General features: G+C 62.9%; 17 protein-coding genes. 3 read left to right on the top strand and 14 right to left on the bottom strand.

From position 1 onward, the window contains the following. Positions 1-79: 79 nt before the first annotated feature. A complete protein-coding gene (locus tag JQ574_RS14810) occupies positions 80-1,669 on the bottom strand; it encodes an ABC transporter substrate-binding protein (RefSeq protein ID WP_212206950.1) in 1,590 nt (529 codons plus the stop codon). Positions 1,670-2,050: 381 nt separating this feature from the next. Then, entirely contained in the window at positions 2,051-4,693 is a 2,643-nt protein-coding gene (locus JQ574_RS14815) for an ATP-dependent helicase (protein WP_212206951.1), read from the bottom strand. A gap of 279 nt (positions 4,694-4,972) precedes the next feature. Between JQ574_RS14815 and JQ574_RS14820 the strand changes: the two genes are divergently transcribed. Then, on the top strand, positions 4,973-5,146 hold the full coding sequence (locus JQ574_RS14820) for a DUF1328 domain-containing protein (RefSeq protein WP_192738021.1): 174 nt from the start codon (positions 4,973-4,975) through the stop codon (positions 5,144-5,146). 44 nt (positions 5,147-5,190) lie between these two features. On the opposite strand, the gene JQ574_RS14825 is transcribed toward JQ574_RS14820, so the two are convergent. Further along, a complete protein-coding gene (locus tag JQ574_RS14825) occupies positions 5,191-5,676 on the bottom strand; it encodes a thioesterase family protein (protein ID WP_212206952.1) in 486 nt (161 codons plus the stop codon). Between the two features lie 124 nt (positions 5,677-5,800). Here JQ574_RS14825 and JQ574_RS14830 point away from each other — a divergent pair, with 124 nt between their 5' ends. Together JQ574_RS14830 and JQ574_RS14835 are read left to right on the top strand one after the other, a co-directional pair. Continuing rightward, positions 5,801-7,213 carry an FAD-linked oxidase C-terminal domain-containing protein gene (locus JQ574_RS14830; protein ID WP_249119371.1) on the top strand — a complete coding sequence of 471 codons (1,413 nt, stop codon included), beginning with the start codon at positions 5,801-5,803 and terminating at the stop codon, positions 7,211-7,213. Between the two features lie 326 nt (positions 7,214-7,539). Next, positions 7,540-7,926 carry a hypothetical protein gene (locus tag JQ574_RS14835; RefSeq protein WP_212206954.1) on the top strand — a complete coding sequence of 129 codons (387 nt, stop codon included), beginning with the start codon at positions 7,540-7,542 and terminating at the stop codon, positions 7,924-7,926. 8 nt (positions 7,927-7,934) lie between these two features. Here JQ574_RS14835 and JQ574_RS14840 read toward each other — a convergent pair whose 3' ends face one another. The 11 genes from JQ574_RS14840 to JQ574_RS14890 all read right to left on the bottom strand — a co-directional run bounded on the left by JQ574_RS14840 (position 7,935) and on the right by JQ574_RS14890 (position 18,066). Then, positions 7,935-8,924: a hypothetical protein gene (locus JQ574_RS14840; protein ID WP_249119372.1), complete on the bottom strand. Its 990-nt coding sequence runs from the start codon at positions 8,922-8,924 to the stop codon at positions 7,935-7,937. Next, the gene (locus JQ574_RS14845) at positions 8,924-9,712 is read right to left on the bottom strand and encodes a creatininase family protein (protein ID WP_212206955.1); all 789 of its coding nucleotides are present in this window, start codon (positions 9,710-9,712) and stop codon (positions 8,924-8,926) included. The genes JQ574_RS14840 and JQ574_RS14845 overlap by 1 nt, the downstream gene beginning before the upstream one ends. A gap of 17 nt (positions 9,713-9,729) precedes the next feature. After that, a complete protein-coding gene (locus tag JQ574_RS14850) occupies positions 9,730-10,509 on the bottom strand; it encodes a DNA-binding domain-containing protein (RefSeq protein WP_212206956.1) in 780 nt (259 codons plus the stop codon). Further along, positions 10,506-11,420 (bottom strand): DUF692 domain-containing protein, encoded by a 915-nt coding sequence (locus JQ574_RS14855; RefSeq protein WP_212206957.1) that lies wholly within the window; start codon positions 11,418-11,420, stop codon positions 10,506-10,508. Before JQ574_RS14855 ends, JQ574_RS14850 begins: the two co-directional genes overlap by 4 nt. 106 nt (positions 11,421-11,526) lie before the next feature. Then, entirely contained in the window at positions 11,527-11,784 is a 258-nt protein-coding gene (locus JQ574_RS14860; RefSeq protein WP_192738016.1) for a hypothetical protein, read from the bottom strand. A gap of 226 nt (positions 11,785-12,010) precedes the next feature. Next, the gene (locus tag JQ574_RS14865) at positions 12,011-12,274 is read right to left on the bottom strand and encodes a hypothetical protein (RefSeq protein ID WP_212001595.1); all 264 of its coding nucleotides are present in this window, start codon (positions 12,272-12,274) and stop codon (positions 12,011-12,013) included. A gap of 409 nt (positions 12,275-12,683) precedes the next feature. Next, entirely contained in the window at positions 12,684-13,562 is an 879-nt protein-coding gene (locus JQ574_RS14870) for a tetratricopeptide repeat protein (protein ID WP_212206958.1), read from the bottom strand. 61 nt (positions 13,563-13,623) lie between these two features. Further along, positions 13,624-14,799, bottom strand: a complete 1,176-nt coding sequence (locus JQ574_RS14875) for a hypothetical protein (RefSeq protein ID WP_212206959.1) — start codon at positions 14,797-14,799, stop codon at positions 13,624-13,626. Between the two features lie 21 nt (positions 14,800-14,820). Then, entirely contained in the window at positions 14,821-16,614 is a 1,794-nt protein-coding gene (locus JQ574_RS14880; protein WP_212383632.1) for a thioredoxin domain-containing protein, read from the bottom strand. A 109-nt stretch (positions 16,615-16,723) separates the two neighbouring features. Beyond that, entirely contained in the window at positions 16,724-17,188 is a 465-nt protein-coding gene (locus JQ574_RS14885) for a DoxX family protein (RefSeq protein ID WP_212206961.1), read from the bottom strand. Positions 17,189-17,334: 146 nt separating this feature from the next. Beyond that, positions 17,335-18,066: a cytochrome c biogenesis CcdA family protein gene (locus JQ574_RS14890; protein WP_212206962.1), complete on the bottom strand. Its 732-nt coding sequence runs from the start codon at positions 18,064-18,066 to the stop codon at positions 17,335-17,337. Between the last annotated feature and the right edge of the window lie 74 nt (positions 18,067-18,140).

An 18,140-nucleotide genomic window follows, 5' to 3' on the forward strand; every position in this document is an offset into this window, starting at 1 on the left:
TCCCTCTATCGTTTTTTGCGTTTTTACGATGGTGGGAGGGCGAGAGCGCGTGTCACTTGTAGTTCACTTGTAGGTCAAGTCACTTGGCGGGCGAGGTCTCGGCGACCCAGAGGTCTTCGACGTTCTGGTGCGTCAGTTCGGTCGCGTTCAACTGGATCCCCTTCAGCCACGGCTGTACCGCCATGACCGCCTTGTTGTAGTTGAAGAACCAGACCGGCGCTTCGTCATAAAGCAGGGCATTGGCCTTCTGCATCAGCTGGACGCGCTTGGCGGCGTCGTCGGTCTGCCCGGCCTCATCGAGCAGCTTGTCGAAATCCGCGTTCTTGAAAGCCGTGTAGTTGCAGGCCGATTGCGGCGTCGACGAGTGGAAGCATTTCAGCGCGGCCTGAGGGTCCGGGCCGGTGGCCTGGGAATAGATGAAGGCCTGGAATTCGCCCTTGCGAGCGACCTCCGCCAGCACCGCGGTCTCGACCTGCTTGACCTTCACCTTGATGCCCACCCGGTCCAGCATCGGGATGATGGCCTCGACGATCGGCAGGCCCCAGCTTTCATTCTGGCTCGCCGTCCATTCGAATTCAAAGCCGGTGGGATAGCCCGCGTCCGCGAGCAACTGCTTTGCTTTCGCGGGATCGAAGGCGTAGGGCTTCATGGTCTTGTCGTAGGCGGGGGAGGTCAGCGGCAGCCAGCTGGTGGCGCGATAGGCCTTGTTCTTGACCAGCTTGCTGATGATCAGATCGGCATCGATCGCATGGTTGATGGCCTGCCGCACCCGCTTGTCGGAGAACGGTTTGAACGAAGGATTGATGCCCATGTAGCGCGTGAAGACCTCGGCGACTTCGACGATGGTACCCTTGAGGGCGGGGTCGGCCTGATAGGCGACGTACTGCGCGGGCCCGAGCACCGAGGTGTCGATTTCCTTGTTGCGGAACGCGACATCGCGCGCCGCGGCTTCGCCCATGATCGACACGATCATTTTGTCAGCGTACGGCTTGCCGGGCTTGTAGAACTTGTCAAACCGCTCCAGCACGACGCGCGATCCCGGCACGTGCTCGACAAACTTGAACGGCCCAAGGCCGATCGGCTTCTGGATGAAGCTGTCCTTGGCGCCCTCGTCGGCCGGATAGATCGAAGTCAGCGCGGTGAAGAAGTAGAAACCTGGATCGACCTTCTCGGTCAGCTTCATTTCGAGCGTGAAGTCGTCGATTTTCTTCAGACCGGAGATTTCCTTGGCTTTGCCCTTCTCGACCTCGGAGGCGCCCTCGATCATTCGGACAAAACGCGCGCCGGGATAGGCCTTGGCGCCGTCCATGATGCGGTTGTAGCTCCAGATCACGTCGTCGGCCGTCATCTTGCGACCATGGTGGAAATAAGCGTCGTCGCGCAACTTGAAGGTATAAACAAGACCGCCGCCCGAGACGATGGCCTCCTTGGCAAGCTCAGGAACCGGCTTACCCTCGGCGGAGTCCCAAATGTAGAGCGACCGATGCAGGCCCTTGGCGACGATCTCGTCCTGGGCGCGCTGCGTCGTATGAATGTCCATGCTGGTGAAACTCGAGCCATAGGGCGCCGTCATCCGAATGGTGCCGCCCTTGCGCGGTGTCTGGGCCTCCGCCGTGACTGATAGCGCCAGTCCCAAACCAGCCACGATCGCAATCTTCTTGAACATCATGTTTTCTCCAACCGTGCAGGAGCATTCCGGTTCGAGAGTTGATCACTCGCGGCCTATCGAGCGCAAGGTCTTCGTTTCGTGCTGATGGGCGGTCGGCGACCAATACTTGTGCGGTGCGCTATCCGGTCCGAGTGTCGTCGGGGGATGATCAGGATGCGCGTCACACGAAGTGGGCAGGCGCGCGAAATCTGAAAGCTCTACTCGCAGTTGCGGGTAGGTAAGCGTTTGCATTTGAACGGGTTTCAGCGGAGTCGTAGCCCGGATGAGCGAAGCGATATCCGGGATCTTTCTGCTGGTTCCCCGCATGTCGCTTTTGCTCTTGCGGGCCACCGGCGGCAATCCTCTCCTCTCCCACAAGTGGAGAAGGGAAAGGATCGTCTTTCACACCCGTTCCACGAAACTATCGACCACCTTCTTCTCGCCGGCCTTCTCGAAGGCGATGGTGAGCTTGTTGCCGTCGATCTTCACGACGTTGCCGTACCCGAATTTCTGGTGGAAGACGCGGTCGTCGAGCGAGAATTCCGAAACGGTGCCGGTGGATTTAGCGACCAGTTCGCCCTCGATCACCATCGGCCCGCGCTTGGTGCGCGAGAAGCCGCTGGCAGTTTCGCCGCGCAAATCTGAAAACGGCGACTGGCTTTCCTCAAATCCGTCGCGGCCGTGACGGCCGCCCTGGTTGTTGCGGGCGCGATTGGCCTGCGCGCGCTGCCAGCCCGGCGTGGTGTAGCTGGAGCCGAAGGATTCGACGTTGTCGAAGCGGGAGGCGCCGTAGCCGCCGCTGCCGCCCCAGCCCGAGCCGCCCTTGGATTCCGTGATCTCGACATTGTCCGCCGGCAATTCGTCGAGGAAGCGCGACGGGATCGTGGTCGACCAGGTGCCGTGAATGCGGCGGTTGGTGGCGAAGTATAGTTTGGCGCGGCGGCGGGCGCGGGTCAGCCCGACATGGGCGAGGCGACGCTCTTCTTCGAGGCCGGCGCGGCCCTGTTCGTCGAGCGTGCGCTGGCTCGGAAACAGGCCTTCCTCCCAGCCGGGCAGGAACACGTTGTCGAATTCGAGGCCTTTGGCCGAATGCAGCGTCATCAGCGAGACGGCCTCGTCCTCGGCGCCGCCGTCGCGGTCCATCACCAGCGAGATGTGTTCGAGGAAACCCTGCAGGTTCTCGAACTCCTCCATCGAGCGCACCAGCTCCTTGAGGTTATCGAGCCGTCCGGCGGCATCCGCGGAGCGGTCCTTCTGCCACATCTCGGTGTAGCCGCTCTCGTCGAGCACGATTTCGGCGAGCTCCGTATGCGCGGTCACCTCGCGCTGGGCGCGCCAGCGGTCGAAATGCAGGATGAGATCGCGCAAGGAGCCGCGCGCCTTCGGCTTCAGCTCATCGGTCTCGACCACGGCGCGGGCGGCCTCGAACAGCGGAATGCGGCGCTTGCGGGCGTGATCGTGCAGCATCTGTACGGTGGCATCGCCGAGCCCGCGCTTGGGCACATTGACGATGCGCTCGAAGGCGAGATCGTCGGCCGGCGAATTGATCACGCGCAAATACGCCAGCGCGTCGCGGATCTCGGCGCGCTCGTAAAACCTTGGACCGCCGATCACGCGATAGGGCAGGCCGAGGGTGACGAAGCGATCTTCGAACTCGCGCATCTGGAACGAGGCCCGCACCAGGATCGCGACCTCGTTGAGGTTGTCGCCGGCGCGCTGCAGTTCCTCGATCTCCTCGCCGATGGCGCGGGCTTCCTCTTCGGAATCCCAGGACCCGGTTACGGTTACCTTCTCGCCGTCGACATCCTCGGTGCGCAGCGTCTTGCCGAGCCGGCCTTCATTATGCGCGATCAGATGCGAGGCGGCGGCGAGGATATGACCGGTGGAGCGGTAATTGCGTTCGAGCCTGATAACCTTGGCGCCGGGAAAATCGTGCTCGAAGCGCAGGATGTTGTCGACCTCGGCACCGCGCCAGCCATAGATCGATTGGTCGTCGTCGCCGACGCAGCAGATGTTTTTCGGCGCGGCCATCGCGGGCAGGGCAGTCCCCTCGTCATTCCGGGGCGCGCCGACAGGCGCGAACCCGGAATCCCGAGATGAGTCCTCTTCACTTCGAGATTCCGGGTTTGCGTCTTCGACGCGCCCCGGAATGACGGAGGAGGTGGTTGCCGGAATAACGGAGGTGGCAGGTGCGCCGGGGATGACGGAAGACAACGGCACGCCCGGTTTACCCGGCGCCTGCGACAGCAGCCGCAGCCACAGATATTGCGCGACATTGGTGTCCTGATATTCGTCGACCAGGATGAACTTGAAACGGGTCTGGTATTGCCGGAGCACATCGGGGTGCTCGCGGAACAGGCGGATGTTCTCCAGCAGCAGATCGCCGAAATCGGCGGCGTTGAGGATCTTCAGCCGCTCCTGATAGCTGGCGTAGAGCTTGCCGCCCTTGCCATTGCCGAACACCGCGGCTTCGCCCGCAGGCACCTGCGCCGGCGTCAGGCCGCGGTTCTTCCAGCCGTCGATCAGCCCGGCCAGCATTCGCGCCGGCCAGCGCTTGTCGTCAATGTTCTCGGCCTGCAGCAACTGCTTGAGCAGGCGGACCTGGTCGTCGACGTCGAGCACGGTGAAATTGGATTTCAGCTGCACCAGTTCGGCGTGGTAGCGCAGGATGCGTCCGCCGATCGAGTGGAAGGTACCAAGCCACGGCATACCCTCGACGGCCTGGCCGAGCATCTGGCCGAGCCGCAGCTTCATCTCGCGCGCGGCCTTGTTGGTGAAGGTCACGGAGAGGATTTCGTGCGGCCGCGCCCGGCCCTGGCTCAGGATATGGGCGATGCGGGTGGTCAGCACGCGCGTCTTGCCGGTGCCGGCGCCGGCCAATACCAGCACCGGGCCGTCCAGCGTCACGACGGCGTCGCGCTGCTCCGGATTGAGCCCGCTGAGATATTGCGGGGCCGCCGTGGCGCGCGCACGCGCGGCGATGCCGCCAGCTGCGGGCTGGTGCTCGGGAACGCCGTGATGGGGCAGCTTGCTCGGCTCTGTCATGCGAATCGTCTTGTCCCCACGATGGCACCGTGAGGCGGTGAAGGGGAGCCTTCTTAGCAGGGATTAAGCGCCATATAGGGCCTGTCCGGCTGTTTTGACAGGTTTAATCCGGCGTTATCCCTGCGCCTTATTTCGCAGGCGCCGCGATTTTGTTCCGCATTGCTGGCAAATATTCCCGGTTTCGCACCCAGGAACCATCGCTGCCGGGGCGGATTGTTTTGGCATGAGCAGGCGCGATCCTCTTAGCCGCGCCGATCGCAACCAAACAGAGGTGGTGTCATGCTGAGCTGGGTCGTTACGTTTCTGGTCGTCGCATTGATCGCGGGTATTTTGGGCTTCGGCGGCATCGCCGGCGCCTCCGTCGAAATTGCCAAGGCGATCTTCTTCATCGCCATCATCCTGTTCCTGGTCTCGGCGGTGGTTGGCCTCGTGCGCGGACGGGGACAGGTTTAGCGCTCCGTCGTCCTGACAGGATGACGCCTGCATAATAGCAAAAGCTATTTCGAGGGCATCGCCACCTTCCGGCCGGTGCCCTCAGGACGTGGAACGGCCGCATGGCTATCCACCACCGCCTGGATGCGGGCGCGGATATCGGGCGGAAACGGCGCGGCCTTGCGCGTGTTCATGTCGATGTGAATGGTCATGTTCTCCGAAGTCGCGGAGATCCAGCCCTCGGTGGCGTGGCGCAGCTCTTCAAAGGTGTGAATGCGCTTCTCGTCGGCCGCGAGCAGATAGACCGTAACCTGCACGGGATCGCCGAGGTGAATCTCGCGCAAATACCGCACATGGCATTCGGCGGTGAAGGTCGAGCCGTGGCGCTCTTTCAAATAGCCGGGGCCGATCCCGAGATGCAGCCACATCTGGTCGATCGCGCGGTCCATCATCACGTTGTAATAGGCCATGTTGAGATGGCCGTTGTAATCGATCCATTGCGGCTCGATCTGCATCACCGACGACAGGAACGGTGCTGAAGGCAGGGGCATATCGGATAGTTTGTTTTTGGCGGCTGAAGCTGACGTCATCATCCATCCCTTGGCCGATCTCTCTTGACCCCTCATATATCCTTTGCCACGGTCCGCTCAAAGCCGGGAGGAATTTTGCGTGGCGATGACGATATCGGGCAATGAGAAGCGGCCGGAACCGCTGGCGCTGGCAAGCGCCGTTGAGGCGCTGGCGGCGCGGTTCGGTAACCGGCTGATCACCTCGCATGCGGTGCGCGAACAGCATGCCCATACCACCACCTGGCTGCCGACCCAGCCGCCCGATGCCGTGGTGATGGCGCAGGAAACCGCCGATATCCAGGATGTGGTCCGGATCTGCGCCAAGCATACCGTTCCCGTCATCGCGTTCGGCACCGGCACTTCGCTGGAGGGGCAGGTCAACGCGCCGGCCGGCGGCATCTGCATCGATCTGCACGACATGAACAAGGTGCTGGCAGTCCATGCCGACGACCTTGATTGCGTGATCCAGCCCGGCGTGACCCGCAAGGCGCTGAACGAGCATCTGCGCGACCAGGGCGTGTTCTTTCCGATCGATCCCGGTGCCGACGCCTCGCTCGGCGGCATGGCCTCGACCCGCGCCTCCGGCACCAACGCGGTGCGTTACGGCACCATGCGCGACAACGTGCTGGCGCTGAAGGTCGTGCGCGGCGACGGCGAGATCATCACCACGGGCACGCGGGCCAAGAAATCCTCCGCCGGTTACGACCTGACGCATCTGTTTGTCGGCGCCGAGGGCACGCTCGGCATCATCTCCGAACTCACCATCAAGCTGCGCGGCATTCCGGAGACGATCGCGGCCGCCGCCTGTTCGTTCGAGACGGTGCGCGGTGCCTGCCAGGCGACGATCCTTGCAATTCAAACCGGCATTCCCGTCGCGCGCATCGAGCTGCTCAACGCCGAGCAGGTGCGCGCCTGCAATTCCTATTCGAAATTGACCCTGCCGGAGACGCCCTTGTTGCTGCTGGAATTCCACGGCAGCGCCAATGAGGTCGCGGAGCAGTCGAAGAATTTCAAGGAGATCGCTGGTGAATGCGGCGGCGGCGATTTCACCTGGACCACCAAGCCGGAGGACCGCACCAAACTCTGGCAGGCGCGGCACGACGCCTATTGGTCGGTGAAGGCGCTGCGTCCCGGCGCCGGCGTGGTTGCGACGGATGTGTGCGTGCCGATTTCGCGGCTGGCCGATTGCGTCACCGAGACTGAAGAAGATCTGAAGCGGCTCAACCTGCTGTCGCCAATCGTCGGCCATGTCGGCGACGGCAATTTCCACTGCTCGCTGGTCTGCGACGTCGACAATGCCGACGAGATGGCCCGCGGCGAGGATTTCATGCACCGCCTGGTCGAACGCGCGCAGGCGATGGGCGGCACCTGCACCGGCGAACACGGCATCGGGCAGGGCAAGCAGAAATACCTGAAGGCCGAACTCGGTGATGAGGCGATCGACGCCATGCGCGCGCTGAAGAAGGCGCTCGATCCGCAAAACATCTTCAACCCGGGGAAGATCGTGCCGACGGTTTAGGGCCGGGCACAATTCTCCCGCGAATTCCCCGAAGGCCCGTGCACTCCCCGCTTCGCGAGTGGAACTTTTGCTCCCTGTCGGCGTCTGGGCGGCCCTACCTTCGAGTGTAGCGATCGGCAAGCGTGGAGGTCACGGCGGAGGCCATGGGCATTTCGTAGATGGCCGCCCGAGCTCATGGAGGCCGGCCGCACGCCAAGAGCAACGATCCGGATTTGCAAACCTCTGTTGCCGGAATGTCACCATCGATTGATTTTCCCGGATGAGAATGCGGCCGCTGATCGCACGATCGCATTGTTTGTCTTGCAAACGCGCTGGCTGCTGATTCCATGCAATGGTTCAAAAAGGACGTTCCCGCACCCAAGGATATCTGGGACGAGCCCATCGAGGGGCCGATCGGAGATCTCCAGGCTGCGAACAAGATACGGGAAATCTGCCGTTCTGCGGCCAGCAGTGCGGAAAAGATCAGCGGTGCTGCCGACCGTTCGAAAATCAAGTCCGAAATCGAACGTTATGAGCGCGCGGCGAAAGCCGCTATGCAAATTGCCATGAAGATTTCCGATGGTCTGTTGCGAGACACCGCCGTGCGGCAGATCCTCGAACTCTGCCTCCAAGCCAATCACACCACGACCGCGCGAACGCTGTTTCGCGCCATCCAGTCCAAATCGATCAGTGACGACGTGCTGAAGCAGCATCCCTCGCTGGGCACGGCGTAGCCGCAGCGCTATTTCGCGCGCGGCGCAGTGATCGCTTTGCGGATCGCCGCCAGCGGCGCAGCGTCGTCGAACTCGAGGCTTTCGCCCTGCGGCTTCAGGCCGAGGTCGCGCCACAGGCCCGCGAGATCGGGCGTCACGGGCTTTGAACCCATCTCGCCATGAAGCGTCGTCAGCACGTCGACGCCGACGGCCTTGTCGGCGGTGGAGAGAAGACGATCGAGCGACCAATCCTTTTCATGATTGCCGCCCGCGGCGAGGACGCCGCGCATGGCGTCCTGCAGGCCGAGGCGATTATTCGTTCGCTTGCGGATTTCGATGTCCGCAAGCAGGCAGAACATCGCGCCGCCCCAATATCGCCGGCCCCAGGTGTCGGTGTTGTCGAGGCCCTGATCGCCGGCCTGCGGCAGGCCCTTCGGCATGTCGCGCATCATTGCCTGCCAGATTTCCGCTGCCGTGAGGTCGCCGGCCTGCACCCGCGCCACCGGCTCGATATAGACGGCAAGACCTTCCGACAGCCACGTGTGGCGATGGTTCAGATCGGGCAGGGCGGTGTGCACCATCTCGTGCACCATCACCCAGTCGCGCCGCAAAACCTCCTCGGTGGAATCGCGGCCGAGCGGAATGCGGATCGCGGCGCCGCGATAGCCCCACGTCGTGCCGCCGCGAATGCGGGCGCCGTCGACCGGCACCAGCAGCAGCCGCAGTTGTTCGACGGGAAACCGGCCATAATAGGTGGCGACGGCCTTCGCCGACATCCGGACCCAGTCGAGCACCTTTTCTCTCGGCAGCGCCATCTCGCCGGGCGCGAAGCCGACATGGATGGTGCCGCCTTCGATTTCGAGGTCGGTCTTGGGCATCCGGTCGAACGCGTCATACGGCATCCGGTCGCCGCGCATATAGTCCGACTGCGCATCGGCGCGGAACGAAATCAGGCTCGCCGGCATGGCGGTGAGGACGGCGGTCAACACGATCCAGCCGATGCCGCCGAGGGTTTTCATCACGACACGCTTCTGGTCGTGCCGGGCCGCTGCTGCGCGACGGTTCGGTCTGTCACGAACGCCGCGACCTTTTCCCTGAGATCGTCGAGCATCGTGGCGAGCAGGATTTCGCCCTTGGCCGACGTCGCCAAGGTCGGGTCGCCATAGCTGCCCGAGCGGCTGTAATTCGGCGAGTTCGTATCCACCGGTGTCAGCGGGCCGGGCGCCTCCTTTCCGATGGCCGGGCTCGGCTCGGCGCGTGCCATATCGACGAGGTGTGGCACCAGCGCCAGCATCAATGACGTCTCGAGTTCGTCGGCGTGGCTGCCATGGCTCTGTTCGGCCAGCCGTTCGGCGGCCTGGCGATAGCGCGGGCCTTCATGGATGCGCAGATGCGTGACCTTGCCGGCATCAAGCCGCGCCAAAGCGCGCTCGACCGGTGCCAGCGTACTGATCCCGGTGTTGAGAACGAACAGCTTTCGGCACCCGCTGCCGAGAATGCCTTCCGCGATCTCATGCACGACGGCTTCGAAGGTCGCGCTCGAAAGACTGCAGCTGCCCGCATAGGCGACGAAGGCGGGATAGTATCCGTAAGCCAGCGTCGGCCAGATCAGTGCGTCGATCCGTTCGGCGAGTTGGCTCGCAAGCCATTCGGCTTGGATGCGGTCGGTATTGAGAGGGAGGTGGAAACCATGCTCCTTGGCGGCCGCGCCAACGGGCAGTATCGCCGCAGCACCATTAGCGATGTGCCGCGCGACTTCGTCCCATGTCATACGCTCGATAAAATGGTGATCGGTATCGGTGCCCATGTCTCGGGCCTCTGTTATCAGGTGGAAACCGCCGTCAGGTTGCCCGAAGTAATCCAGCCATGCAGATAGCCCGCGCCGCGTGCCGCCGCGCCATCGGGATCGTCATAGGTAGCCAACATCTCGCAGAGCACGCCGAACGGAATGCCGCTCGCGGCCTCGTCCCACATCATCGCTTCTTCAGGGGCAAGTTCGCGGAACATTGGCGTGGTGTCCTGGCGCCAGACCAGGATGCGCGCCGGTTCTTCCAGCTTGGCCGCATCCGGCGGCGTCTCGTCATTCTTGAGCGCCAGCCAGACCGCGGAGGCGTTGGTCGACAAATCGAGCCTGGTCGCGCTGAGGTGCGGCTGGAACTTGAGATCGTTCCATTGCTCCGGCGCAAACGAAGCCATGGCGGTCAGTTCAAGCACCGGGCCTTCCGCGGCGTCGAAGGCGTCGTTGAGCGCTTTCTCCAGCGCTGCGAGATCAGCAAGAACAGGATGGTTGCAATAGGGTTCTGCCGATCTCAAAAACTCCGGCAGGCCTTGCGAAAACCAGCGCAGGTTCGGATGTTCTGAGGGGCGCGCCTTGACATAGGCATGGCCCATCTCGTCGAACGCCTCATCGCCGAGATACGAATGCAGCAACGCGTGGTCGTTACGAAGCGCCTCCACCAGCCGCGAGCCGTAGGCGTAGCGATAGACGCCGTACAGCGTCTCGCGTTTCTCGCGGGGGCTGTCGAGGATTTCGGTGAGCACCGTGTCGTCGCCGGTCAGGATGCCGCGCTGGAAATCCGCCTGTTGCCGCGCGAAGTCGCTCATCTCGCCTGCTTGCCCAAGTTCTTGTCCAATTGGGCTAAGACCTTCTCCGCGATCTCGCGGGTGCGGTTCACTTCCACGAGCAGTTCGTCGAGCGGCGGGATGTTGGCGTCGCGCTCGATCATGGTCGAGACCCGGCCGAAGCGCTTGATGGCCGCGACATAGAGATCCCAGACGTCTTCGCAGACGGGATGATCATGGGTGTCGATGATGTGGGTGCCCATGTGGCTGTGGCCGGCCATGTGGAACTGCACGACGCGGTCCGCTGGAATCCCGTTCAGGAAGGTCATGGGGTCATAGCCGTGGTTGAAGGCGCTGACATAGACGTTGTTGATGTCGAACAGCAGCCAGCAACCGGAACGGCGCGACAATTCGGCGAGGAATTCCCATTCCGTCATTTCGGAATTGTTGAACTGGACATAGGTCGAGACGTTCTCGAGCACGATGGCGCGGCCGAGGAAATCCTGCACCAACTGCACGCGGCTGACGACGTGGTCGAGCGCCTCATTGGTGTAGGGGATCGGCAACAGATCGTGCAGGTTCTTGCCGTGGACGCCGGTCCAGCACAAATGGTCGGAGATCCATTTTGGCTCGACTCGCACAGCGAGATCTTTCAGGCCCTGCAGATATTCGAAATTCGGCGGCGCGGTCGATGCGATCGACAGCGACACGCCGTGCATCACGACGGGATAGCGTTCGCAAATCCGGTCAAGTACGCGCAGCGGCTGGCCGCCGGGCAGCATGTAGTTTTCGCTGATGACTTCGAACCAGTCGATCGGCGGGTTTCCGCTCAGGATCTCGTCGTAGTGTTGCGCGCGCAGGCCGAGCCCGAAGCCAAGGAAGGGTGGCTTATCCGACTGCAACGGACGCCCAAGCGCCGCCGGGGAGTTGGGCAATCTGCTCGCGACGTTCATGTCGTCTCCGCTTCGCGCATCGCGATCGGGCGATGGGTATTGCCTCAAATTATCATGGAAAGGGGGCCCGGCATACACCGGCGCCCCCCTTTCCGGATAGCCTCGATCAGGCGGGCGAATACTTGCCCTTGGCGGCGTCGCACTTCTCCTTGGTCATGGCCGAAAAGCCCTGACCCTTGCAGGCGTTCTGACCCTTGCAGGCGCTCGCGCCGCTCTTGCAGGCGCTCTGGCCCTTGCAGGCGTTGGCGCCGACGCATTTGCCTTCGCCGGCGGCGTAGGTGACGGTCGACATCGTCGCGCCAGCCAGGAACAGCGTGGCTGCAGCGGCGGCAATCGTGGCGCCGGACTTGGAAGTCATCTTCATGGACGTCTCCTCGAGATAGAAGTGTGAAGGTGCACCACCCGCAAGCCACTGACATCAGGACCGACAGATGGTACCCGGGGATAGATACGCGGCGGATTTGGCTTGGTTACACGGCGAGCGAAATTTATTTCAATGATCGGCGGGCTTAAGTGAAACATTCCCGGGCTGGAATGAACCGTGAAGGCCCGGCACGACGCCGGGCCCTTTTCGCGTCAATTCGGGACGATCAGGCCTTGACGAACTTGCCGCCCATGGCGGTGCACGCCTTCTCGGTGGTCATCGAGAAGCCCTGACCCTTGCAGGCATTCTGGCCCTTGCAGGCGCTCGAGCCGCCCTTGCAGGCGCTCTGGCCCTTGCAGGCGTTGCCGACCATGCACTTGCCGGCGGCGGCGTTTGCAGATGTCGACCCGGTCGACACAACCGCGCCGGCGAGGAACAAAGTGGCAGCGGCGGCCGCGAGCGTCGCACCGGATTTCGTATTCAACTTCATGACGTTCTCCTCGATGATTGCTTGACGATAATAGGACGCCGTGAGCGTTCGATGACCTTGATATCATCGACCCGCACAACGCTAAGGGAGCAGCGGATGCCAATCAGATCGCGGCGGCTCGCGAAAGCCGTTAGCCTCCGCGATTTGAGTGCTCATCCGAAACCAGCTACGGGGCATCGGGCGATTTGGTTACAGAGTTTCGAAAGAAATTTTTCTTTTTTTGGATTTGGACGACCCGTCCATGTCTAAGCCCGATGCATGGGAGTATTTGGTTGCGCTGCAGAATGGCAACAGATGCCGTCCGCGCGGGATAATCGGGAAGCTTCAATGACCGGTTGCGTTGCACAACGGGAGTGTTGGCTGCTGCGCGAGCGTGTGCTCCGTAAGACGCCGGCGTGTAGCCACGGCCTCAGACGGCGGCGCCGAGCTGAGCCAGCAGTTCTCCGATCAGCTTGCGCCCGTCGGCATCCTGCGTCATCGCGAGCGCGTTGCGATAGTCCGCGATCGCAAGGTCGAACCGCCGCATCATTCGGTAGGTCAGCGCGCGGTTGCGCAGAAAGGCAGGATTTGCGGGATTGATCTCGATTGCTTGCGTGAAGTCGGCGATGGCAAGGTCGTATCTGCGCAAGATATGATGTAGCTGGCCGCGGTTGCTGAGGGCGCCGGCGTGTCGCGGCGCGATCTGCAGCACCTTGCCGTATTCCGCGATGGCCAGCTCTTCGAAGCGGCCCTCGTTGACGAAGGCGTCGAAATCGGAGCCGGCCTTCTGCTGCAACGCCGCTGCCCGGCCGAAGTAAGCATTGACCCACTTTGGATTGATCACGATCGCGGCGTCGTAGTCCTGCATCGCGCGGTCGATGCGGCCCTTGTCCCGGTAGGCGTCGCCGCGGTTGGTGAAGGCAAGGGGATCGTTGGGATTGAGCCGGATCGCAGAATCGAACTCCGTGATGGCGCGATCGAGCTGCTTCTGGCGCAGGAACGCGACACCGCGGCTGTTGAACGGGCCATGGGCGGTCGGGTGGGCTTTCGTCGCCGCGTCGAAATCCGCCACCGCCCGGTCGTAGACGCCGAGAGCCAGATTGGCATTGCCGCGGATGAGATAGACACGGGCAAGTTCCCTGGCCTCGGCGGGCGGCGCATTCGTGATGACGAATGAGCAGGCCGCAGCCCTCGGGGCGGGCGGGGTGGCGTTGTCCAGGCAGATGCGCTGCTGCGCTTCGGCCTGCGCGCCTGCCGGCGCCAGGATGATCGTGACGGCGGTGAGAAGGACACTGGCGAGAACCCGCATCGCGCGCTCCGTGTTTCGAGACTGTCCCGTTGCTGATCGGGGCCGCTGCGTCGCTTTCATGTCACGAGCGTCCCGGCTGGCGCGCGATCGTGTCGGAAGCCGTCTGCGGCGGGGACTTGGCACGGGCTTCGTCTTGCAGACGCCGGTTGGTCTCGGCGTTGCGGCGTATGAGCGTGCCTATTGCCCGCGCGATTTCGTCGTCGTGCCGGCCGAGCACGCAGCCGCCCATCGCGATCGCGCCATAGTCGAGCACCGCGTGACGCTTCGGGTCGGTGGCTTCGACGAGGAGGTGGGGGACCACGTGCCCGGCCTGTCTCAGGGTCTGTACCATGGGGGTCTGCTGAGCGGCTGTCGGCACCTGCTGGTCATACGGGTCGCTAATGACCATCATGCGCAGGGCGCGGTTCTGCGCGAGCCATTGCACCTTGCCCGTGATGTCGAAATAAGTCCTGGCAGGATCGCCGGGCCGTGCGGGACCCCGGGTCACGATCTGTCCCGAGCCGGAAATCAGGCAGGCGACGTCGCGCCGCATTTGCGCGAGGCCGAACACCAGCCGGCCTCCGCCGGACTCCCCGAACAGATGGAAGCCTTCGAACTGGTAGCGTTGCCGGAGCGCCTCGAGCGCCATGTCCATCAGGTGCAGCTCGACGAGGGTCTTGCGTGATAGATGGGTGCCGGAGGTGCCTTCGACGCCGATACGACCAAGATAGATCGCGGTGGTCTTCGCCATCTTCGAAAAATGGTCGGCGATAGCGACGAGTTTGTCGGTGTTGACGTCACTGGCCTTGGACGGATCTGCCCAGGTCCAACGGGTCGGATCAACCGGACCGTTGTGATCGCCGTTCAGAATGATGACCGGGCGCGAGCCCTGGCCTCCGGCGGTGGAAAGATAATACCGGACACAGAAATCCTGGCTGTAGACGTTGAGCCAGAAGGTCTGCGGTTTCGCGGCGCACTCTTCGCGCGTCATCGTGATCCCGCGCAGCGTGTCTTCCTTCCTGATAATCTCGGCGCCGGCAGGGCCGGCCGCAAACAGCGAAACGGCCAGCAGCATCGCTGCAAGCGAGCCGCGCGCCACATTCGACCAGCAAGCATATGTTGAGAAAGCCATGACGACCAACACCGGTTCATTCCTGTTGGCCGTTTGTCGCTTGAAGCGGGTGGAGGCGCTGTGATGCCGGTCACAGAGGGGCGCTTCCCGCTTGGCGGGATGGGTCGCGGGGCTGCGGGCGCGCATCGCCCGTCTTATGAACGGCGCCTAGTTCATCGCGGCGCGCGAAGGTTTCAACTTTGCCATCTGTTTCACCGTGGCCTGCAGCTCTTCGGCATTGAACGAGGGGAACGAGCAGATCCGGTTGCTGCAGGCGAACGCCGCGGGCTCGCCGAGATCGGGGTATTCGACGTCGGGATTGGGCAGCTTGCCCTCGCGCAGGTCGAGCCACTCCAGGCGCTTGTAGCGGGCCGGCAGCGCCCGTGCGAGGGTATGCAGGGCCTGCGCGCGGGGCGCATCCTTGTGGCCGACGATCGTCATATGGGTCGGCTCGATCGCGAGTTCTTCGTCGGCGAGCAGCACGCCGGGCAACGGGCGCATCATCTCGGCCGAGGCGCTGCTCGCATAGCGCATCGCATGTGAGGCGTGCTCGCGATAGGTTTCGTCGCCGTAGTAGCGGTTGAGCAGGTTCATGAAGCGCGCCACCTGCACCTGGTCATCAAGCAGTTTTGCCGGTTTTGCCAATACGCCCGTTTTGCCTTCCGCTTTCCTCGACGTTACGAAGCCACCGGCCTCGTCGCGAAAAGTCGCGACGAAATCGCCGGCTTTGGCCGCGGAGGTGAGCCAGTCACGGTTGCCGGTGGCGGCATAGAGATCGAGGAATGCCTGGCCCATCGCCAGCGTGTCGCCGAGGAAGGGTCCGCCGCGATCCTTCTCGCCATGGCGGAACCCACCGCCCGGCAGCGCGCGGTTGGCGTTGACCCATTTCGCAGCACGCTCGGCAATCGCCAGCGCTTTTACGTCGTTGGTGACGCTGTAATAGGCGGCGAGAGCCGAGATCGCCCAGCCGTTCTCGCGCGCATACAGATTCTTGTCGATGCGTGGCATGCCGAGTTTGCGGCGCCCGGCATCGCCTAGCGCATAATATTTGTGGCCGTCGGTGTCGTGATCTAGATCGGCATCCTGGCTGACATAGAAGGCGCCCTCGGGACCCGAGAGAAAGGCCGCAAGATAGCGCTCGATATCGCGGGCCGCCTTGAGATATTTCGGGTCCTTCCACAGCGCATAGGCCTGGCTGTATTGCCGCAGATACTGCGCCTGGAACGACATGATCTTTTCGAAATGCGGATGGGTCCAGGAGCCCGCTTCGGAATATTGATACACGCCGCCCCACACCGGATCGATCAGTGCGATTGCAGCGTCCAGCGTCTGTCGCGCGCGCTTGATCGCAAGGGCATCGCCGGTCTCTGCACGGGTGATCGCAAGATCCAGGCTGTCGGCGTCGATGAATTTCTGGTTCTCGCCCCAACCGCCGAGCTTTTCGTCGTAGGACTCGTCGACAATCTTGGTTAGGTCCGCGCGCTGCTGCTTGCTGAGGAAGGCCGATGCTGAAGGTTTGACTTCAAAGGCCTCGCCGACTGAAGGCCCGGGTGAGGGATCGTCGATGATGGCCTTGAGCAGCGCCCGCATCCGTTCCGGCTCGATATAGCCCCGGAGCTTGGCGATCTCGGTGCCGTCGGGTCCAAACACGATGGTCGCCGGCCAGCCCCAATCGCCATAGCGGCTCGACAGATCCGGATTGGCGTCCTGGTCGACACGTACAGGCAGATATTTCGACGCCAGCAGGCCTTTGACCTCCGGATCGGCATAGGTGGTCTTTTCCATGACGTGGCACCAGTGGCACCACACGGCCTCGAGATCGAGAATCACAAAGCGCTTTTCGGCGGCGGCGCGGGTGAACAGGTCATCGCTCCATTCGCTCCATTTGACGCCATCGGATGCGTGGGCGGAACCGGCCGCGAGCGCGGCAATGGCGAAGGCGGCGAGGCGGACGAGTTTCATGGCGGCTCCCGGAAGCGCTGGTGTCTCGACAGCTACGCGCGCGCCAAAATCCGGGCTCAGACTCATCCGCGATGTCACGGCATTGTGAGGGCGCGGGGGCTGCCGATGCTCAGGCCGGCACTTTGTTGTACCCGGCAGATTTCATCAGCAGCCGATCGAGGGACGCGGCACCAGGGCCTGCGATGGCGAGCCACGTGAAGGCGGCGAAGTAGGTCATTTCCTCGAAGCCGAGCAGCGTTTGCAGCGAATCGACGTCATCCCATTTGGCCGACTTGATCGCGACCAGCATGACCACCGCCAGCATCGCGGCGGGGATCCGGGTGAACAGGCCGAGGATCAGCATGGCGCCACCAAAGCACTCGACGCCCGATACGAAAGGGGTGAGGATTGTCGGAAACGGGATGCCCCAGCCGATAAAATTCTCGGTGACCTGCGGCAAATTGGTGAGCTTGCCCCAGCCGGCCAGCATGAAGGTGTAGCCGACGACCAGCCGCATGATCAGCGGGCCGGCCCAGGAGAAGTATGAGCCGATCTGCGCCGGCAACAGGATGAGAAGATTGACGATAAAATTCATGCGGGCCCCCTCCGATTATTATCGTGACGCGAGGCCGCACCGGCGGCCTCTCAAATCAAGTGCGCACGAAAACGCTGCGGCCGCGCAGGGCGGCAATTTGGTCATGGCAGGAGTTTCGCAACGGATAGCCCGTTTGTTACGGGGCGTTAGCCGAAATTTTGCAGTGCGGGAAACGTTTCCAGCAGCCAGATGCTGGCGCTGGTAACGGCGCCGGTCAGGAAACCGATGCCGGTAATGACCATCAACACACCCATGGCGCGCTCGACGGTGGTGAGATGCCGCTTCATCCGCGCGAACAGCTCGGAGAATTGTTCGATCATGAAGGCGGCCAGCAGGAACGGAATTCCAAGCCCGAGGGAGTAGACCGCGAGCAGGCCCGCGCCCTTCGTCACCGTGGCTTCGGCGGCCGCGATCGACAGGATCGCCGCCAGGATCGGCCCGATGCAGGGGGTCCAGCCGAACGCAAACGCAAGCCCCATGACATAGGCGCCCCACAGCCCGACCGGCTTCGGCGCGGTCAGCCGTCCCTCGCGCATCAACAGCCCGATGCGGGTCAGCCCCAGGAAGTGCAGGCCCATGATGATGATGACGATGCCGGCGAGAATCGAGAGCTCCGCCGACCAGGCCCGGATCAGGCCGCCGACGAACGAAGCGCTGGCACCGAGCGCCACGAACACGGTGGTAAAGCCGAGCACGAACATCAGCGCCGCGGCCATCACCGCGCGTTTCGAGGCCTTCGTCGCCCCGTCATTGTTGACCTGCTCGATGGTCGCGCCGGTCAGGTAGATCAGATACGGAGGCACCAGCGGCAGCACGCAGGGCGACAGGAAGCTGACAAGTCCGGCAATCAGGGCCGCCGGGATGGAAACATCGTGCATTGCATGACCTTCGAGAACTGCCGCAAGGCATAGCGCCGTCTTGGCTTGTACGGAACAGGCAATCGGTAAGTTTC

The organism is Bradyrhizobium sp. AUGA SZCCT0158 (genome assembly GCF_018130065.1).
Classification (GTDB): domain Bacteria; phylum Pseudomonadota; class Alphaproteobacteria; order Rhizobiales; family Xanthobacteraceae; genus Bradyrhizobium.